Source organism: Uliginosibacterium sp. H1 (genome assembly GCF_036017065.1).
Lineage (GTDB): Bacteria > Pseudomonadota > Gammaproteobacteria > Burkholderiales > Rhodocyclaceae > Uliginosibacterium.
In genome coordinates, this window is sequence record NZ_JAYXHR010000002.1 from 666,417 (window position 1) to 682,185 (window position 15,769).

The window sequence follows — 15,769 nt, forward strand, 5'->3', positions numbered from 1 at the left end:
CGCAGGGCGCGGATACCTGTTGCCATGCGCAGCGATGCCTGAGTGAAGACACCTGGAACGGCTGCGCAGGAGCGACTGCGGGATGCCCGTGACCATACAGGTGGTCACAGCATCGCCTTGCCCTAGACCGGGTACCCGGCCCGTGCGGCGCGAAGCCGCTGCACGGTGCGCCAGATCGACCAGCCACGCAGGGCCAGCCGCAGGACGCCGGCCAGGCCCAGGCCTGCACCCACGCCGGCGGTGGCGGCGACGGCCGTCTTGGCCCGGCGTCCGCGGCGCAGCTTCATCACCAGCGCGATGACACCGGCCGCACCGCCGATGGCGGCCGCATTGTTGCGGGCCCAGGCGGCCAGCCGCAGGCCACGCTCCACCTTGTCGACCACCGGCAGCATGTCCAGGGTGGCGGCGCCGACCTCTGCCCGCAGCAGCGCAGAGCGCGCCACCAGTGCATGACGTCGGCGTTGCAAGCGCTCTTCATGGCCGGCGACCTTCATGGCGCGGGCCCGTCCTGCAGTGCCGCGCGATCGCGTTCGATCTCCGCCACGCTGTCGGTGAACAGGCGCTTGCCGTGCTTCAGGCGACGCTGAGCATTGCTGGCCGTCCACCCGGCCATGCCGAGGAAGAACAGCGTGACGATGCCGATCGCCAGCAGGCGATGGCTGTCCCACAGTGCCACCGTCACGAAGATGGCCAGCGCCAGCACGCCGAACGCCGCGAACAACGCGGCGAGGATGATGTTGAACAGTGCGGCGCCAATGCGGATGCCTTCCTCTTCCACTTCCACGGCCAGCAGGGCCAGCCGTGTCTGGACGAGGCCCAGGCTGGAGTCGAGGATGCGACCCAGGCGCTGGGCCAGACCGGGTGTGTCCGGTGCACTCATGGCGCCGGCGCTCAGCGACGGCTACACAGCATGCCGATGAGGAAGGCCGCGCCCGCAGCGATACCGACGGATTGCCACGGGTGTTGGTGCACGTAGTTGTCGGTGGCCTTGGCGGCTTCCTTGGTGCGTGCGACGACAGCGCCTTCCAGTTCGCCGACGCGTCCCTTCACGGACTCCACGTGCGTGCCCAGACGGCTGCGCACGTCGGACAACTTGCCACTGGCATCATTGGCGGTCAGTCGCAGCAGTTCTTCAGCATCAGCCAGCACGGTCTTGAAGTCGGCGACCAGCTTGTCGCGGCTTGCCTGGGTCGATTCGCTCATGTTTCTTCTCCTTGTTCGGGGTTGCGGTTGAGTGAAGACGCTTCAGCATAGATGCTGACAATGCTAGGTGACATCGGCATTTCGCCCTAGGTTCCGTCGGCATCGTCCGACACGGACGCACCGCGGAAAAGAAAAAGGGTACGGAAATCCGTACCCTTCCTGGCGGATGCGACCCGCGCGCGAGCGTTCAGCCAGCGAGCTTCTTCTTCAGCAGTTCGTTCACCTGCGCCGGCGAGGCCTTGCCCTTGCTGGCCTTCATCACCTGGCCGACCAGCGCGTTGAAGGCCTTCTCCTTGCCGGCCTTGTACTCGGCGACATTGGCGGCGTTGTTGGCCAGCACCTCGTCGATGATCGGCTCGATGGCCGATACGTCGGTCACCTGCTTCAGGCCCTGCTTTTCGATGACCTCGTCGGCCGAGGCACCGTCACCGTTCCACAGGGCCTCGAAGACCTTCCTGGCGATGTTGTTGGAAATGGTGTTGTCGGCGATTCGCGCCACCAGGCCGGCGAGCTGGGCGGCGGATACCGGGCTGGTGGCGATGCCGCGTTCTTCCTTGTTGAGGCGCGCGGCGAGTTCGCCCATCACCCAGTTGGCGATGAGCTTGGGCAGCTGGGTCGCCTGCGCCGCGCCCGCGGCCTTCACCGCGTCGACATAGAACTGCGCGGTGTCGCGGCTGGCGGTCAGGGTCGCGGCATCGTAGGCGGACAGGCCGTATTCGCCCTGGAAGCGCTGTGCGAGTTCGTGCGGCAGTTCAGGCATCGCGGCGCGCACTTCCGACTTCCAGGCGTCGCTGATCTCCAGCGGCAGCAGGTCGGGGTCGGGGAAGTAGCGGTAATCGTGCGCGTCTTCCTTGGTACGCATCACGCGCGTCTCGCCGCTGTCCGGGTCGAACAGCACGGTGGCCTGCTGGATCTTGCCGCCGTCTTCCAGCGTCTCGATCTGCCAGTCGATCTCATAGTCGATGGCCTGCTGCAGGAAGCGGAAGCTGTTGAGGTTCTTGATCTCGCGGCGGGTGCCCAGCGGCTGGCCCGGCTTGCGCACCGACACGTTGGCGTCACAGCGGAAGCTGCCCTCCTGCATGTTGCCGTCGCAGATGTCGATCCACTGCACCAGTGCATGCAGGGCCTTGGCGTAGGCCACGGCCTCGGCGCTGCTGCTCATGTCCGGCTCGGTGACGATCTCCAGCAAGGGCGTGCCGGCGCGGTTGAGGTCGATGCCGGACTGGCCGTGGAAGTCTTCGTGCAGCGATTTGCCGGCGTCCTCCTCCAGGTGGGCGCGGGTCAGGTGCACCACCTTCTCGTAGGCTTTGTCCCCCTCGCCGACCTGGATGGTGATCTCGCCGCCCTGCACCACCGGCAGCTCGAACTGGCTGATCTGGTAGCCCTTGGGCAGGTCCGGGTAGAAGTAATTCTTGCGCGCGAACACCGAACGCGGCGCCACTTCCGCACCGATCGCCAGGCCGAAGCGGATGGCGCGTTCCACCGCGCCCTTGTTCAGCACCGGCAGCACGCCGGGCAGGGCGATGTCCACCGCGCTGGCCTGCACGTTCGGCTCGGCACCGAAGGCGGTGCTGGCGCCGGAGAAGATCTTCGAGGCGGTGTTCAGTTGGGCGTGGGTTTCCAGGCCGATGACGACTTCCCAATCGCTGCGCATGAGGTGTTCCGTTTCCGTTCGGTCCGTGCGGCAGGCCGCCGGACGATTTCGCGAGGGCGCAATTATCGCAGACGTGCCGGCGGAAGTCGCAGGGGCCGTCCGCCACGCAGTGCACCGGAAGGGCGTCGGACCGGCCGTTAGTGGGGCCGAGGAGGTCGAGGAGGGGCCGAGGAGGCGCGGAGAGGGCGCGGGGGTGTCGCTGGACGAGCTGCGCAGCCAGGTGGCTCGTGCCACTACATAACTATTGCAACTGAGTGGCGTATACGGGATGATGCGATGCAATCGCAACGCTGTTGCATCTAATCTCGCCGGCCATGCCCAACCCTGCCATCTCCGCCTCGCCATCCAGCGCCCAGGGCACCGATACGCGCCTGCCGGTCACCGTGCTGTCCGGCTTCCTCGGCGCCGGCAAGACGACCCTGCTGAACCATGTGCTGAACAACCGCGACGGCCTGCGGGTGGCGGTGATCGTCAACGACATGTCCGAGGTGAACATCGACGGCGAGCTGCTGCGCAACGGCGGCGCGGCGCTGTCGCGCACCGACGAGAAGATGGTCGAGATGAGCAACGGCTGCATCTGCTGCACCCTGCGCGAAGACCTGCTGCTGGAAGTGCGTCGCCTCGCCGCCGAGGGCCGCTTCGACTACCTGCTGATCGAGTCCACTGGTATCTCCGAGCCGCTGCCGATCGCCGAGACCTTCACCTTCGCCGACGAAGCCGGGCAGAGCCTGTCCGACATCGCGCGCCTGGACACCCTGGTGACGGTGGTGGACGGCCACAACTTCCTGCACGACTACGAGAGCCGCGACAGCCTGGGCGAGCGCGGGGAATCGCTGGGCGAGGACGACGAGCGCTCGGTGGTCGACCTGCTGGTGGAGCAAGGGGAGTTCTGCGACGTGCTGGTGCTGAACAAGACGGACCTGATCGACGCCGCCGAGCGCGCGCGCCTGCACGCCATCCTGCACCGGTTGAACCCGCGTGCCCGCATCGTCGCCGCCAGCTTCGGACAGGTGCCGCTGCACGAAGTGCTGGGCACCGGCCGTTTCGATTTCGCCCAGGCCGCGCAGGCGCCCGGCTGGCTGCAGGAGTTGCGCGGCACCCACAAGCCGGAGACCGAGGAATACGGCATCGCCAGCTTCGTGTACCGCGCGCGCCGCCCCTTCCATCCGCAACGCTTCTGGCAGGCGGCGCATGCCGGATGGCCCGGCGTGCTGCGCGCCAAGGGTTACTTCTGGCTGGCCTCGCGCATGGACCTCGCCGGCGAATGGGCGCAGGCCGGCGCGGTGCGTCGCCACGGCCCGGCCGGCCTGTGGTGGGCCGCGGTGGACAGGCGCGACTGGCCGCAGGACGAGGAGTCCCGCGCCCGCATCACCGCCCGCTGGGACGCCGCCTTCGGCGACCGCCGCCAGGAGCTGGTGGTGATCGGCATCGACATGGACGAAGCCGCGCTGCGTCGGCAACTCGACGACTGCCTGCTGAGCGACGCGGAACTCGTCGCCGGGCCGCTCGCGTGGCAGGCGCTGCCGGACCCCTTCCCGCTCTGGCAGGCCGTCACCGAAGACACAGAAGACACGGACGCAGCCAACGAAACCGAGGTGCGCGAACAGGACGCGGCCTGAGCCATCGCGCCGCCTGAGCCAGTCAGCCACTACACCCCCTTCGCCCCCTTCCCGCTTTCCCCTCCTTTCTCTCGCTCACATCAGGGACTCCACAATGAAAAGAATCCTCACCCCCTTGCTCACCGCACTGTGCCTGCTGCACGGCCTGTCCGCCCATGCGCATGGCATCTGGTTCGCCGAACGCTCGGGCGAGTTCGCGATGATCTACGGCCATGGCTCGGAAGACTCCAACATGGTGAAGCGCCAGCGCCTGGTGACCAGCATCGCGGCCTACGACTTCGACGGCAAGGCGATTCCCACCGCGCTGAAAGCCACCGACCTGCTGCTGCTGGTCGACCTGCAGAACCGCCCGCCCGTCATTGCCGCGACGCTGGACAACGGTTACTGGAGTCAGGGCCCGGACAACAAATGGGTGGGCAAGCCGAAGAACGAAGTCCCCGGCGCGAAGACCAGCGGCCAGTACGTGAAGTACGCGGTGGCCCTGCGTGAGCTGCCGAAGCAGGGCCTGCCGCTGATTCCCGGCCACGCCTTGCAGATCCAGCCGCTGGAAAAGCCCTTCCCGGAACGCATGGGCGATGCACTGCGCCTGCGCGTGCTGTTCGACGGCAAGCCGGCGCCGGGTGCCCTGGTGACGACCGACTACGTCAACGACCCGGACGCCAGGCCGTTGGTGGCGGACGCCGATGGCGTGGTGACGATCCGCATCCGCAACCAGGGCCTGAACGTGGTTGCCGCGGCTTTCCAGTCGCCCGCGGCCGACCCCGCCAAGGCCGACAAGGTGGGGCACTTCGCGACGCTCAGCTTCGTGCTGAAGCACTTGCCGGAGTGATCCACGACGGTTCATCCACCGCCGGGCGGTCTCGATAGCTGCGCGGCGTCGGCAAGGACGCCGCTGCCACGCGCGGAGGCGCCGATCCAACCTGAATATTCGATGCCGGACCCATTCCGGCGAACAGCCATGAGCAACCCTGCCAACCGCAAGCATCTCCGTCGTCCCACGCCACGCGTCCCGCACACCCTTCAGCCGCTGGCCGCCGCACTCGTGCTCGGCCTGTCCCTGCCTGCTGGCGTGAATGCCGCCGACGTCGACATCGATGCCGAGGCCACGAGCAGGATCGTCGCCGACAGCACGGCCGCGAAGAAACCCGGCGCCGTGCTGCTGGCACAGGCCGGCACCACGCCGTCCGCACCGGCAGGCAGCGTCGCCGCGCCGGCCGAACGGCAACTGCCTGCCGTGACCGTGTCGGCCAGCGCGCTGGATACCCGCAGCGACGAGATGACCACCCCGGCCACGGTGCTGGCCGATGAACAACTGGTGCAGCGCCGCGCCGCCACGCTGGGCGAGACGCTGTCCACCCAGCCCGGCATGTCGCAGACGCACTACGGCGCGGGTGCCAGCCGCCCGATCATCCGCGGCATGGACGCGGCGCGGGTGCGCATCATGTCCGACGGTGCCGAGGTGATGGACGCCTCCACCATCAGCCCGGACCACGCGGTGGCAGTGGAGCCGATGCTCGCGCGCCGCATCGAAGTGCTGCGTGGCCCCTCGGCGCTGGCCTACGGAGGCGGCGCAGCAGGGGGCGTGGTGAATGTGCTGGATGACCGCGTGCCCACCGCGGTGCCGGAGAAGGGCGTGGCGGGTGCCGTCGAGCTGCGCGGCGCATCGGCGGCGCGCGAAGGCGCGGCGGCAGCGGCGGTCACCGTGGGCAGCGGCAATTTCGCGCTGCACATGGAAGGCCTCAAGCGCTACGCCAGCGACTACAGGGTGGGCGACGGCTGGCCCGGTGGCGACGAGGTGGCGGGCAGCTACAACCGCACGGCCACCGGCAGCGTCGGCGCGTCCTGGATCGGCACCCGTGGCTACCTCGGCCTGTCCTACACCGCGCAGCGCAACGACTACGGCCTGCCCGGCCACAGCCATGATCTGCACGGCTGCCACACCCACGACGACCACCTGCACTGCGGCGAGCACGAGGGCGAGGAAGGCGGAGAGGGCGAGGCCCATGACGAGGCGCACGACGAAGCCCACGACGAAGCCCACGAACATGCACACGGCGCCGGCGTGCCGCGGGTGGACATGCGCAGCGACCGCTGGGACGTCCGCGGCGAGCTGAGCGAGCCCTTCGCCGGCTTCAGCAAGGCACGCCTGCGCGCCAGCCTCACCGACTATCGCCACGATGAGATCGAAGGTGACGAGGTCGCCACCACGTTCAAAAGCAAGGGCCACGACGTCCGCGTGGAACTGGAGCGCAAGCCGCGCGCCGGCTGGCGTGGCGTGCTGGGCTTGCAGACCACCGCGCGCGATTTCAGCGCGCTGGGGGAGGAGGCCTACGTCCAGCCCACCGACACGCGTCGCCAGGCGCTGTTCCTGCTGGAGGAATTCCGCAGCGGCAACTGGCGCTTCGAAGCCGCCGCCCGCCAGGAGTGGCAGCGCATCGATGTCGACAGCGCCCAGCCCGACGCCCGCCACACCGGCACCTCGCTGTCCGCCGGGACATACTGGCAGTTCATGCCGCAGTACAGCCTGGCGGCGACGGTGAGCAGTACCCAGCGCCTGCCCACCGCCGAAGAGCTATATGCCGATGGCCTGCACACCGCCACCCGCACCTACGAGCGCGGCGACGCCAACCTCGGCAAGGAAACCAGCAACAACATCGACCTGACGTTGCGCAAGCAGGGCGGCAACACCCGCTTCAGCCTCAGCGCCTACTACAACCACATCCAGGACTTCATCTACGGCCAGACGCTGGACGAAGTCGATGGCCTGCAGCTCATCCAGTACGCCCAGCGTGACGCCAGTTTCACCGGCGTGGAGGGCGAGATCCGCCAGGCCGTGCATCCGCGCGTGGGCATCAGCCTGATGGGCGACTACGTGCGCGCCCGCTTCGACGACGGCCCCGGCAGCCGCAACATCCCCCGCATTCCCGCCGCCCGCACCGGCCTGCGGGTGGATGGCAACTGGCAGGGCTGGGAGGGTCTCGTCGAAGTGTGGCGGGTGTTCGCGCAGGACGACACGGCGGACTTCGAGAGCCGCACCGCTGGCTACAACGTGGTGAACCTCGGCGCCAGCTATGCCATGCGGATGTCCGGATTCGACACGCAGTTCTACGCGCGCATCGACAACCTGACCAACCAGCTGGCCTACGCGCACACCTCCTTCATCAAGAACGACGCCCCGCTGCCGGGCCGCAACTTCGTGCTCGGCGCCCGCCTGGCTTTCTGACCATTCACCGCATTGCCCATCATGTACAAACCCCTCGCCCGCCGCGCCCTGCTCGGTATCGCCGTCGGCGGACTGACGCCGGTCCACGCCCAGAACACCACCACGCCCACCACTGCCGCCAGCGAACAGACCCTGCCCGCCGTGCAGGTGCGCGCCGGCGCCGCGCCGGCCTACACCGCGCCGGACGCCGGCGGTGCCACCCGCAGCGACGTGCCGCTGATCGAAACCCCGCAATCGGTGCGGGTGCTCACCGGCCCGCTGCTGCAGGACATCGGCGCCACCCGCGTCGATGACGCGCTGGACTACAGCAGCGGTATCTCGCGGCAGAACAGCTTCGGCGGCCTGTGGGACAACGTCGCCATCCGCGGCCTGGCCGGCAACGAGAACAGCGGCATGACGCTGTTGCGCAACGGCTTTGCCGGCAACCGTGGCTTCACCGCACCGCGCGACGCCGCCAACGTGGAGCGCATCGAGGTGCTGAAGGGCCCGGCGGCCGCGCTCTACGGCAGCAGCGAACCCGGCGGCACGCTCAACGTCGTCACCAAGAAGCCGCAGTTCCGCGCCGCGCACAGCCTCAGCGCACGCGCGGCCAGCCACGACCAGTACCGCGTGGCGGTGGACAGCACGGCGCCGATCACCACCGACCTGGCCTACCGCGTGAACGCCGCCTACGAGGACAACGGCAGCTTCCGCGACGAGGTGTACAGCAAGCGTGGCCTGCTGGCGCCGGCGCTGACGCTGCGCTTGGGCGGCAACACGCTGATCAACTACGAGAGCGAGTTCCTGCGTCACGAGACCTTGCTGGACCGCGGCATCGTGGCGCCGAATGGCCGCATCGACGCCCTGCCGCGCGAACGCTTCCTGGGCGAACCCAACGACGGGCCGGTGACGATCAGCAACCAGACCCACGAGCTGAATGTCGAGCATTACCTAGACGAGAGCTGGCGCACTCGCGCCGGCTTGTCCTACCGCGGCTCGGAGCTCGATGGCTACTCCACCGAGGCCAGCGCGCTGCAGACCGACGGCCGCATCCTGCGCCGCCAGCGTCGCTATCGCGATTACAGCTCGCGCGACATCGCCGTGCAGGCAGAGGTGCTCGGCAAGTTCGCCACCGGCAGCTTGCGCCACGAATTGCTCACCGGCATCGAAGGCAACAGCTTCGAGCAGGACCAGCGCATGCTGCGGATCAACCCGACCGCCGCGGCGCCGTATGCGATCGACATCTACAACCCGGTGTATGGCCGCCCGCAGCCGACGCCGCTGCCGAACACCGACAACCACGAGGAACAGACCGGCGCCGCCTGGTACCTGCAGGACCAGCTCGCCTTCGGCCCGCACTGGCGCGTGCTGGCCGGCGTGCGCATGGAGCAGTTCGACCAGCGCCTCGAGAACCGCCGCACCGGTGTCGTGCGGGAGCAGACGCAGTACGCCACCACGCCGCGCGCCGGTGTGTCCTGGCTGCCGGCGCCCTGGCTGTCGGTGTATGCCAACGCCGGCATGTCCTTCCGCCCGAACACCGGCGTGGATGTGAACAATGCCGCGTTCCAGCCGGAAGAAGGCGTCGCTTACGAAACCGGCGTGAAGGCCGAGCGCGACGGCCTGTCCGCCACGCTCGCGGCCTTCCGCATCACCAAGCAGAACGTGCTGACCGCCGACCCGTTCAACCCCGGCTACTCGGTAGCCGCGGGCGAGGTGCGCAGCCAGGGCGTGGAGCTGGACATCGCCGGCCAGCTCACCCGCCAGTTGCGCGTGTCGGCCAGCTACGCCTTCACGGACGCGAAGGTGACCGAAGACACCACGCTGGCCGGCAAGCCCCTGCTCAACGTGCCGCGCCACGGCGGCAGCCTGCTGGGCATCTACGAGATGCCGGCGCCATTCGGCGAGGGCCGGCCGCTGGGCCTGGGCGCTGGCATCACCTACGTGGGCACGCGCAGCGGGGACGCGCTGGATACCTTCAAGCTGCCGGACTACACCACCGCCAGGTTGCTGGCCTACTGGCAGGCCACGTCCCAGCTCCGCCTGGCCCTGGACGTGAACAACCTGTTCGACACCGAGTACTACAGCAGCTCCTACAACAACCTGTGGATCTCGCCCGGCGCCGGCCGCAGCCTGAGCCTTACGGCGACGTGGAAGATGTAGTCGGGGCAGTCGGCGGCGCTGACGCCGACTGCCCGGGCGCGCGCAAGGCACGGGCCGCGCGCCGTTCGGCAAGACGGATGCGCCGCAGGATGCGCTCGGCCAGCGCGTGATAGATCGGTGGCTGGCGCAGCAGACGGGAGGTCATCTGGCCGATCATGCCGGCCGCCATCAACGGGATCAGCAGCCCGTGGTGGCCGGTCATCTCCATGACGATGGTGAAGGCGGTGATCGGCGCATGCGTCAGCGCCGCCAGGTAGGCCACCATGCACAGCAGGGCCAGCACACCGGTGGGCGTGTCCGGCAACAGCAGCGCTGCGAAGGACGACGTCCCCGCGCCGATGGACAGCGAGGGTGCGAAGATGCCGGCCGGAATGCCGGACATGAAGCTCAGCAGGGTGGCCAGCACCTTCAGCGGCATGTACCACAGCGGCAGCGTGTCCACCCCGGTCACCGCGCGTCGCGCCTCATCGTAGCCGGAGCCCACCAGCATGCCGGCGGTGAACAAGGCCAGCAGCCCGGCCGCCAGCCCGCACAACGCGGCGAACTGCACCGGCTTCCTGCGATGCAGCGCGCGCAGGCGCCGCGGGATCAGCCGCTGCCAGTTCAGCGCCAGCCAGCAGAAGGCAGAACCACCGGCGCCGCCCAGCACCCCGCAGACGATCACCACGTGCAGGTTGCCCAGCACGTCCAGGGTGTCCTGGCTGCGGCCGAAATACAGGTAGTTGCCCATCAGCGCCAGCGAACACAGGCCCGCCATCACCACTGCCGACAAGGTCAGCGAATTGGCCTGGAAGCGCAGGCGGTGGCTCAGCTCCTCGATGGCGAACATGATGCCGCCCAACGGCGTGTTGAACGCCGCCGCGATGCCCACCGAGCCACCCGCCACCAGCAACTGGCGGTCGCTCGCCAGCCGGCGGATCACGCTCCAGCGCCGGCCCGCCTGCATCAGCGCCGCCGCCACGAAGACACTCGGCCCCTCGCGGCCCGACGAGGCGCCGAACAGCAGGGGCAGCGGCGTCAGGAACAGCTTGCCCAGCGCACGCCGGAAGCCCAGCAGTTCGTCACCCCTGTGATGCGCGCCGGTGAGGTGGATCTGCGCGATGGTCTGCGGAATGCCGCTGCTCTCGATGCCCGGGAACCAGCGCCGCGTGATCCACGCGCACAAGGCGAATCCCGCCGGCATCAACACCACTGGCAGCCACAGGCCGAAGCCCAGCAGGTAATGGAAACCCTCCGCCGCCAGGTCGGCCATCCACGCCAGCAACACCACCGCCAGGCTCGCACCGATGGCCAGCGACACGAACAGTGCCCGCCCCAGCCAGGTGCTCGGCAGGGCAATGCGGTACAGCACGCCATTGATGATCGCCGCACTGCGCCGCAAGCGCTGTGACCACGGCTGCAGGGACTGCAGCGCCCTGCGCAGGTCGGCGACCAGGCGTTTCAGCGTTTCGCGGGTCGGGATCGGCATTGCGGGGACGGTCGTAGCCGGCTGTGCATGGTGGCAACCTTAGCAAACTCTGCGCCGGGGCTTGTTGCGACGACGCAGATGACCCCTGGACCCGGTACGGATCATTCCCTCCGCGCAGGTGGATCAAAACCCGCTACATCCAGGGCTGACCAGCGCTACGTCCACCTTTGTTCCGCAGGGCTGCCGCAAGTGCCTCGTGGGCGTGTGTCTCGGCCACGTCCAGTGGCGTGCGGCCGCCATCGATCCATGCCTCGGCTGCGGCGTTCAGGTTGGCACCATGTTCGATGAGCAGCAGTGCGATCGGCATCGCATCCACGGCACAGGCCCGATGCAGGGCCGTGAAGTCGGGAAAGCCGCGGGCCTCGATGTCGGCGCCGCGCGATACCAGCAGCGCCGCCAGCTGCAGCGCAGCCTCGGGCGAGTCCTCAAACAGTTCGATCGCCGTGTGGAGCGCCAGCCGACCCTGGTCGTTCAACTGGTCAGGGTCTGCACCCAGGTCGAGCAATGCTGTGACCAGTTCGCGCTGCTCGTAGAACACGGCCTGCTCCAGCGCGTACTCGGACGAGGCGATGTCCGGCCGGTTCACCAGCTCGGGATGTTCGCGCAGGAAGGCGATCACCTCCTGCCCGGAACGGGCCTGCAGAAGATCACTCCAGGATTCGATATCGGTCATCAAGGCTTCACATCATCAGCTTGGCAGCCGGGCATTCCGGAATGCGTGTCGGGCGGTTGTCTGGATGGACTGCTCGATCGTCGATCTCACCATGCAGCCAGTGCTGCCCGCGGTAAGCGTCCATGCCGTCAGCGTAACCAGGAAACTCGATGAGCGAGCCTGTCTCTGTCATGCCATCAGGAAGCGCCAGCCGTCGCGGTCATGACAGGCGCGGCGAAGGCTGTCCGTCAGGAGTCTGACGTTGTAGTAGGCATTCCAGGAGCCTCGATGGAAGACCTGCCTGGACTCGGGTACATCACAGCTGTGCGAGCGGATTGGCTATGGACGGGCGATGCGGCTGGCGAACGCCGCCTGATCCCCGACGGATCGTCTGCAGGATCAACCGCCCGGGGCCTCGGGATGCGCAGTTCGACGACCGCTCGCTGTGTGAACTGCCTGCCGACCCACATCGTGGCGGCCCGCCGCGGCAGGCGCATGGTGTGGCGTACCGTGCGTACTCGTTCGTGGATCTCGCGCCCGTGTCGGCGCCGCGGTGATCCGCTGGGGGCTCAGCCAGCGGTCATGTCCGGATCAAGCGCCCATCGCAGCCTCAAGCAATGAGGCCGCGGTGGGCGCTAGTTTTCGTCCGGGCCGCAGGGGCGATTCACGCGCGGCTGCGACGGCTCCATCCCAGGCCCGCCAGGCCAAGGCCGACCAGGATCAGCGATGCTGGTTCCGGGACGTACTCGACGACGTAGCCGGCGAAGGCGCCGTAGCCGGTGTAGCCGGTCGGTGCGTTGTTCCAGGTGTCGCCGCCACCGAAGTATGCAAACGCCAGAGCGTGCTCGGTGCTGTTGTTGGGTTCGCCGGGCGCCCAGTTCGTGTAGCTCCAGGCCTCACCCGTCACCCATTGCCAGCCGACATTGGCGGCAGATCCGACGGGCTGGAAGCCCCCCAGCCAGTACGGGGACTCGCCGGTCGTGGCGTAGTCGGGCACAAGCGCCGCGATGAAGGCGTTCTCGGCCGCCGACGTGATGGTGGCGAGATAACCACCACTCGCCTGGGCTGCGGCCCTTGCGCTCGTCCAGTCGATGCTGTTCGCCGAAACTGCTTCGTACCAATGATCATTGCCACCACTGGCGACGGTCCATTGAACGGGTGCCGCCGTGGCGGCGCCTGCACACAGGACAGCACCCAGGCACAGACCCAAACGTGTCATCACTCGCATTTTCTTCTCCCCTGTAGAACATCAAACAACGGAATACCGCAACATGTGTGCCAGTTGGAAGGAACCCGCAAGGGTAAAGGCTCGCGTCTTCGATCAGCGATGCGTCGGATCGGGGGTTGTAAGCTTTTCCGACATGGCGGTGCATCGAGATTGCTGCCCAGGCCCGTCGCGGATTCGCTGGCGTTGTTTCTTGCCGCGGCCATCGTCCACCACGCTCTGCCTGACGCTCGCGTGCGAACCGTTATGCTGCCTGCCAGGAACGTCTTTCCCCGCAGCCCGTCCGATCATTCATGAACGCTTCTTCCGCCCCATCCACGCCTTCAGGCACCCGCCTCGCCGACCTGCAGATCGACGACCGCTTCCTGCGTGAGCTGCCCGCTGACCCGCAGCGCGGTGGCCCGCCGCGGCAGGTGCATGGCGCGGCGTATTCCTTCTTGGACCCCGGCCCGGTGTCCGCGCCGCGGGTGCTGGCCTGGTCGGCGGATGCGGCGGCGCTGCTGGGGCTGGCTGCACAGCCGGACGATGCGCAGCTGGCTGCCGCGGTGTTCGCCGGCAACCATCTGCTGCCGGGCATGCAACCGTACGCCACGGCTTACTCTGGCCATCAGTTCGGCAACTGGGCGGGGCAGCTGGGTGATGGTCGCGCGACCACCCTGGGCGAAGCCATCGGTGCCGGCGGCCAGCGCTGGGAAGTGCAATTGAAGGGCGCGGGCCGTACGCCGTATTCGCGTCACGCGGACGGCCGCGCGGTGCTGCGATCGTCGATCCGCGAGTACCTGTGCAGCGAGGCGATGCACCACCTGGGCGTGCCCACCACGCGCGCGCTGTGCCTGGTGGCGACCGGCGACGGCGTGGTGCGCGACATGTTCTACGACGGCCATCCGGAAACCGAGCCGGGGGCCATTGTCACGCGGCTGTCGCCGAGCTTCCTGCGCTTCGGTCACTTCGAGCACTTCGCGGCGCGTAATGACATCGACCTGCTGCGCCGGCTTGGTGAACACACGCTGCGCCATCACTTCCCCGAGCTGATGCCGGCGCAGGGCGTACCCGGCGAGGATGAGTACGTCGCCTTCTTCCACGAAGTGTGCCGCCGCACCGCGATGATGGTCGCGCACTGGATGCGCGTCGGCTTCGTGCACGGCGTGATGAACACCGACAACATGAGCGTGCTGGGCCTCACCATCGACTACGGTCCCTACGGCTGGCTGGACAACTTCGACCCGATGTTCACGCCCAACACCACCGACCAGGGCCGGCGCTACTGTTACTCCGCGCAGCCGCAGATCGCGGCCTGGAACCTCGCCTGCCTGGCGCAAGGGCTGATGCCGCTGATCGACGATGCCGACCCGCTGCACGCCGGGCTGGAGCTGTACCGCGACGAGTACGAGCGCCACTACCTCGCCATGCTGCGCAACAAGCTGGGCCTGCCCCAGGGCGGCGATGTCGTGGATGGCGCGGCGCGCCAGCAAGGAGCCGAGGCCGACTTTGCGCTGGTGTCCGCGCTGTACGCCTGCTTCAACGCGGTGGACACCGACCACACCATCTTCTTCCGCCGCCTGCCGCTGGCGGAAGCGGCGGCCGGTCCCGATGCCGCGTTCGATGCGGTCGCCGACGCTTTCTACGCCGCACCGTCCGACAGCGCGCGGCGCAGTCTCGGCGAATGGCTGGACCAGTGGCGCGCGCGCGTCGCGCAGTCACCGGAGGACGCCGCCTCACGCCGCGCCCGCATGGACGCCAGCAACCCCTGGATCATTCCGCGCAACTGGCTGGCGCAGCAGGCCATCGACGCCGCGAGCGCGGGTGACCTGCAGCCGCTGGAGCGGCTGATGGAGGCGGTGAAGAGACCCTACGAAGAACGCGCGGAGTTCGCCGACCTCGCCGCACGCCGGCCGGACTGGGCGCTGGACAAGGCCGGGTGCAGCGCGCTGTCTTGCAGTTCCTGACCCCGGGGCGGGCTTCGACTCAGGCCAGCGTCGCCAGCACCTTGTCGATCTCCAGCCCCAGCCGTTCCGCGCTCAGTTCGCCCTTCGATTTCTTCACCGCGTCCACCAGCGGCTGGCGCAGGTTGCGGAAGTCTTCCACCGTGCCGGCGCGTTCCACCTGTAGCTGCATGGTGAAGCCGCGCAGGCCGAGGTTGTCCTTGATGGCCTGGCTGTAGAGGGCGTGCAGGCTGCGCACCTGCGCCACGGCATCGGCGGGACCGGAGGCGGCCACGACGGTGCCGGCTTGAGCTTCGACTGCCGGCGCAATGGAAGCCGCTTCGCCGGGCGTCATGGCCTCAATCAGCCCGAGCATCGACAGCTCGGTGAACGCCTTCTCCTCGACGCCCAGGGTGGTCAGCGTGGCCAGCAGTTCCGTGACGCTCTGGCGGCCGTCGATCAGCACCAGCAGCGCACGCTGCTTGGGTGGCAGGCGGAGCTGGCGGTGCTGCAGTTCCAGCAGGCCGGCTTCGGTTTTCACATAGACGCGATCGGCAGCAGACGACATGGGAACTCCGGTTCAGGCGGGGTGGACGCCACGGTGCGGCAGGACAGTATCCTGCAATCCTTTTCTGACAGAACCATTGTGGATTTCCTGGCGACG

Annotated in this window: 13 protein-coding genes; 5 read left to right on the top strand and 8 right to left on the bottom strand. The window is 68.2% G+C overall.

The window, feature by feature from the left end:
* Window positions 1-122: 122 nt before the first annotated feature.
* The 4 genes from VVD47_RS12700 to gatB form a co-directional block, all read right to left on the bottom strand.
* Window positions 123-494 (bottom strand): hypothetical protein, encoded by a 372-nt coding sequence (locus VVD47_RS12700; protein ID WP_327603838.1) that lies wholly within the window; start codon window positions 492-494, stop codon window positions 123-125.
* Window positions 491-880, bottom strand: coding sequence for a phage holin family protein (locus tag VVD47_RS12705; protein ID WP_327603839.1), 390 nt, complete (start codon window positions 878-880; stop codon window positions 491-493). Before VVD47_RS12705 ends, VVD47_RS12700 begins: the two co-directional genes overlap by 4 nt.
* Before the next feature lie 11 nt (window positions 881-891).
* Entirely contained in the window at window positions 892-1,203 is a 312-nt protein-coding gene (locus VVD47_RS12710; RefSeq protein WP_327603840.1) for a DUF883 family protein, read from the bottom strand.
* Between the two features lie 187 nt (window positions 1,204-1,390).
* On the bottom strand, window positions 1,391-2,857 hold the full coding sequence (gene gatB / locus VVD47_RS12715) for an Asp-tRNA(Asn)/Glu-tRNA(Gln) amidotransferase subunit GatB (RefSeq protein ID WP_327603841.1): 1,467 nt from the start codon (window positions 2,855-2,857) through the stop codon (window positions 1,391-1,393).
* 314 nt (window positions 2,858-3,171) lie between these two features.
* Here gatB and zigA point away from each other — a divergent pair, with 314 nt between their 5' ends.
* The 4 genes from zigA (at window position 3,172) to VVD47_RS12735 (ending at window position 9,838) form a co-directional block, all read left to right on the top strand.
* On the top strand, window positions 3,172-4,476 hold the full coding sequence (zigA, locus tag VVD47_RS12720) for a zinc metallochaperone GTPase ZigA (protein ID WP_327603842.1): 1,305 nt from the start codon (window positions 3,172-3,174) through the stop codon (window positions 4,474-4,476).
* A gap of 94 nt (window positions 4,477-4,570) precedes the next feature.
* Window positions 4,571-5,305, top strand: a complete 735-nt coding sequence (locus VVD47_RS12725) for a DUF4198 domain-containing protein (protein WP_327603843.1) — start codon at window positions 4,571-4,573, stop codon at window positions 5,303-5,305.
* Between the two features lie 129 nt (window positions 5,306-5,434).
* Window positions 5,435-7,699 (top strand): TonB-dependent receptor domain-containing protein, encoded by a 2,265-nt coding sequence (locus VVD47_RS12730; RefSeq protein WP_327603844.1) that lies wholly within the window; start codon window positions 5,435-5,437, stop codon window positions 7,697-7,699.
* Between the two features lie 21 nt (window positions 7,700-7,720).
* The gene (locus VVD47_RS12735) at window positions 7,721-9,838 is read left to right on the top strand and encodes a TonB-dependent siderophore receptor (RefSeq protein WP_327603845.1); all 2,118 of its coding nucleotides are present in this window, start codon (window positions 7,721-7,723) and stop codon (window positions 9,836-9,838) included.
* Here VVD47_RS12735 and VVD47_RS12740 read toward each other — a convergent pair.
* The 3 genes from VVD47_RS12740 to VVD47_RS12750 form a co-directional block, all read right to left on the bottom strand.
* Complete coding sequence (locus tag VVD47_RS12740) at window positions 9,816-11,306, bottom strand: chloride channel protein (protein WP_327603846.1); 1,491 nt, start codon at window positions 11,304-11,306, stop codon at window positions 9,816-9,818. The genes VVD47_RS12735 and VVD47_RS12740 overlap by 23 nt on opposite strands.
* A gap of 133 nt (window positions 11,307-11,439) precedes the next feature.
* On the bottom strand, window positions 11,440-11,979 hold the full coding sequence (locus VVD47_RS12745; RefSeq protein ID WP_327603847.1) for an ankyrin repeat domain-containing protein: 540 nt from the start codon (window positions 11,977-11,979) through the stop codon (window positions 11,440-11,442).
* Between the two features lie 643 nt (window positions 11,980-12,622).
* Window positions 12,623-13,177 carry a lectin-like protein gene (locus VVD47_RS12750; protein WP_327603848.1) on the bottom strand — a complete coding sequence of 185 codons (555 nt, stop codon included), beginning with the start codon at window positions 13,175-13,177 and terminating at the stop codon, window positions 12,623-12,625.
* Window positions 13,178-13,476: 299 nt separating this feature from the next.
* Between VVD47_RS12750 and VVD47_RS12755 the strand changes: the two genes are divergently transcribed.
* Entirely contained in the window at window positions 13,477-15,129 is a 1,653-nt protein-coding gene (locus tag VVD47_RS12755; protein ID WP_327603849.1) for a protein adenylyltransferase SelO, read from the top strand.
* 19 nt (window positions 15,130-15,148) lie between these two features.
* Here the strand turns inward: VVD47_RS12755 and VVD47_RS12760 are convergent, their stop codons facing one another.
* Window positions 15,149-15,673, bottom strand: a complete 525-nt coding sequence (locus tag VVD47_RS12760) for a hypothetical protein (protein ID WP_327603850.1) — start codon at window positions 15,671-15,673, stop codon at window positions 15,149-15,151.
* Window positions 15,674-15,769: the final 96 nt, after the last annotated feature.

Excerpts from the sequence above, each read along its gene's own strand:
- VVD47_RS12735 (WP_327603845.1), top strand. The coding sequence starts at position 7,721 with ATGTACAAACCCCTCGCCCGCCGCGCCCTGCTCGGTATCGCCGTCGGC.
- gatB (WP_327603841.1), bottom strand. The coding sequence starts at position 2,857 with ATGCGCAGCGATTGGGAAGTCGTCATCGGCCTGGAAACCCACGCCCAA.
- VVD47_RS12700 (WP_327603838.1), bottom strand. The coding sequence starts at position 494 with ATGAAGGTCGCCGGCCATGAAGAGCGCTTGCAACGCCGACGTCATGCA.
- VVD47_RS12745 (WP_327603847.1), bottom strand. The coding sequence starts at position 11,979 with ATGACCGATATCGAATCCTGGAGTGATCTTCTGCAGGCCCGTTCCGGG.
- VVD47_RS12750 (WP_327603848.1), bottom strand. The coding sequence starts at position 13,177 with ATGACACGTTTGGGTCTGTGCCTGGGTGCTGTCCTGTGTGCAGGCGCC.
- VVD47_RS12710 (WP_327603840.1), bottom strand. The coding sequence starts at position 1,203 with ATGAGCGAATCGACCCAGGCAAGCCGCGACAAGCTGGTCGCCGACTTC.
- VVD47_RS12755 (WP_327603849.1), top strand. The coding sequence starts at position 13,477 with ATGAACGCTTCTTCCGCCCCATCCACGCCTTCAGGCACCCGCCTCGCC.
- VVD47_RS12730 (WP_327603844.1), top strand. The coding sequence starts at position 5,435 with ATGAGCAACCCTGCCAACCGCAAGCATCTCCGTCGTCCCACGCCACGC.
- zigA (WP_327603842.1), top strand. The coding sequence starts at position 3,172 with ATGCCCAACCCTGCCATCTCCGCCTCGCCATCCAGCGCCCAGGGCACC.
- VVD47_RS12760 (WP_327603850.1), bottom strand. The coding sequence starts at position 15,673 with ATGTCGTCTGCTGCCGATCGCGTCTATGTGAAAACCGAAGCCGGCCTG.
- VVD47_RS12740 (WP_327603846.1), bottom strand. The coding sequence starts at position 11,306 with ATGCCGATCCCGACCCGCGAAACGCTGAAACGCCTGGTCGCCGACCTG.
- VVD47_RS12725 (WP_327603843.1), top strand. The coding sequence starts at position 4,571 with ATGAAAAGAATCCTCACCCCCTTGCTCACCGCACTGTGCCTGCTGCAC.
- VVD47_RS12705 (WP_327603839.1), bottom strand. The coding sequence starts at position 880 with ATGAGTGCACCGGACACACCCGGTCTGGCCCAGCGCCTGGGTCGCATC.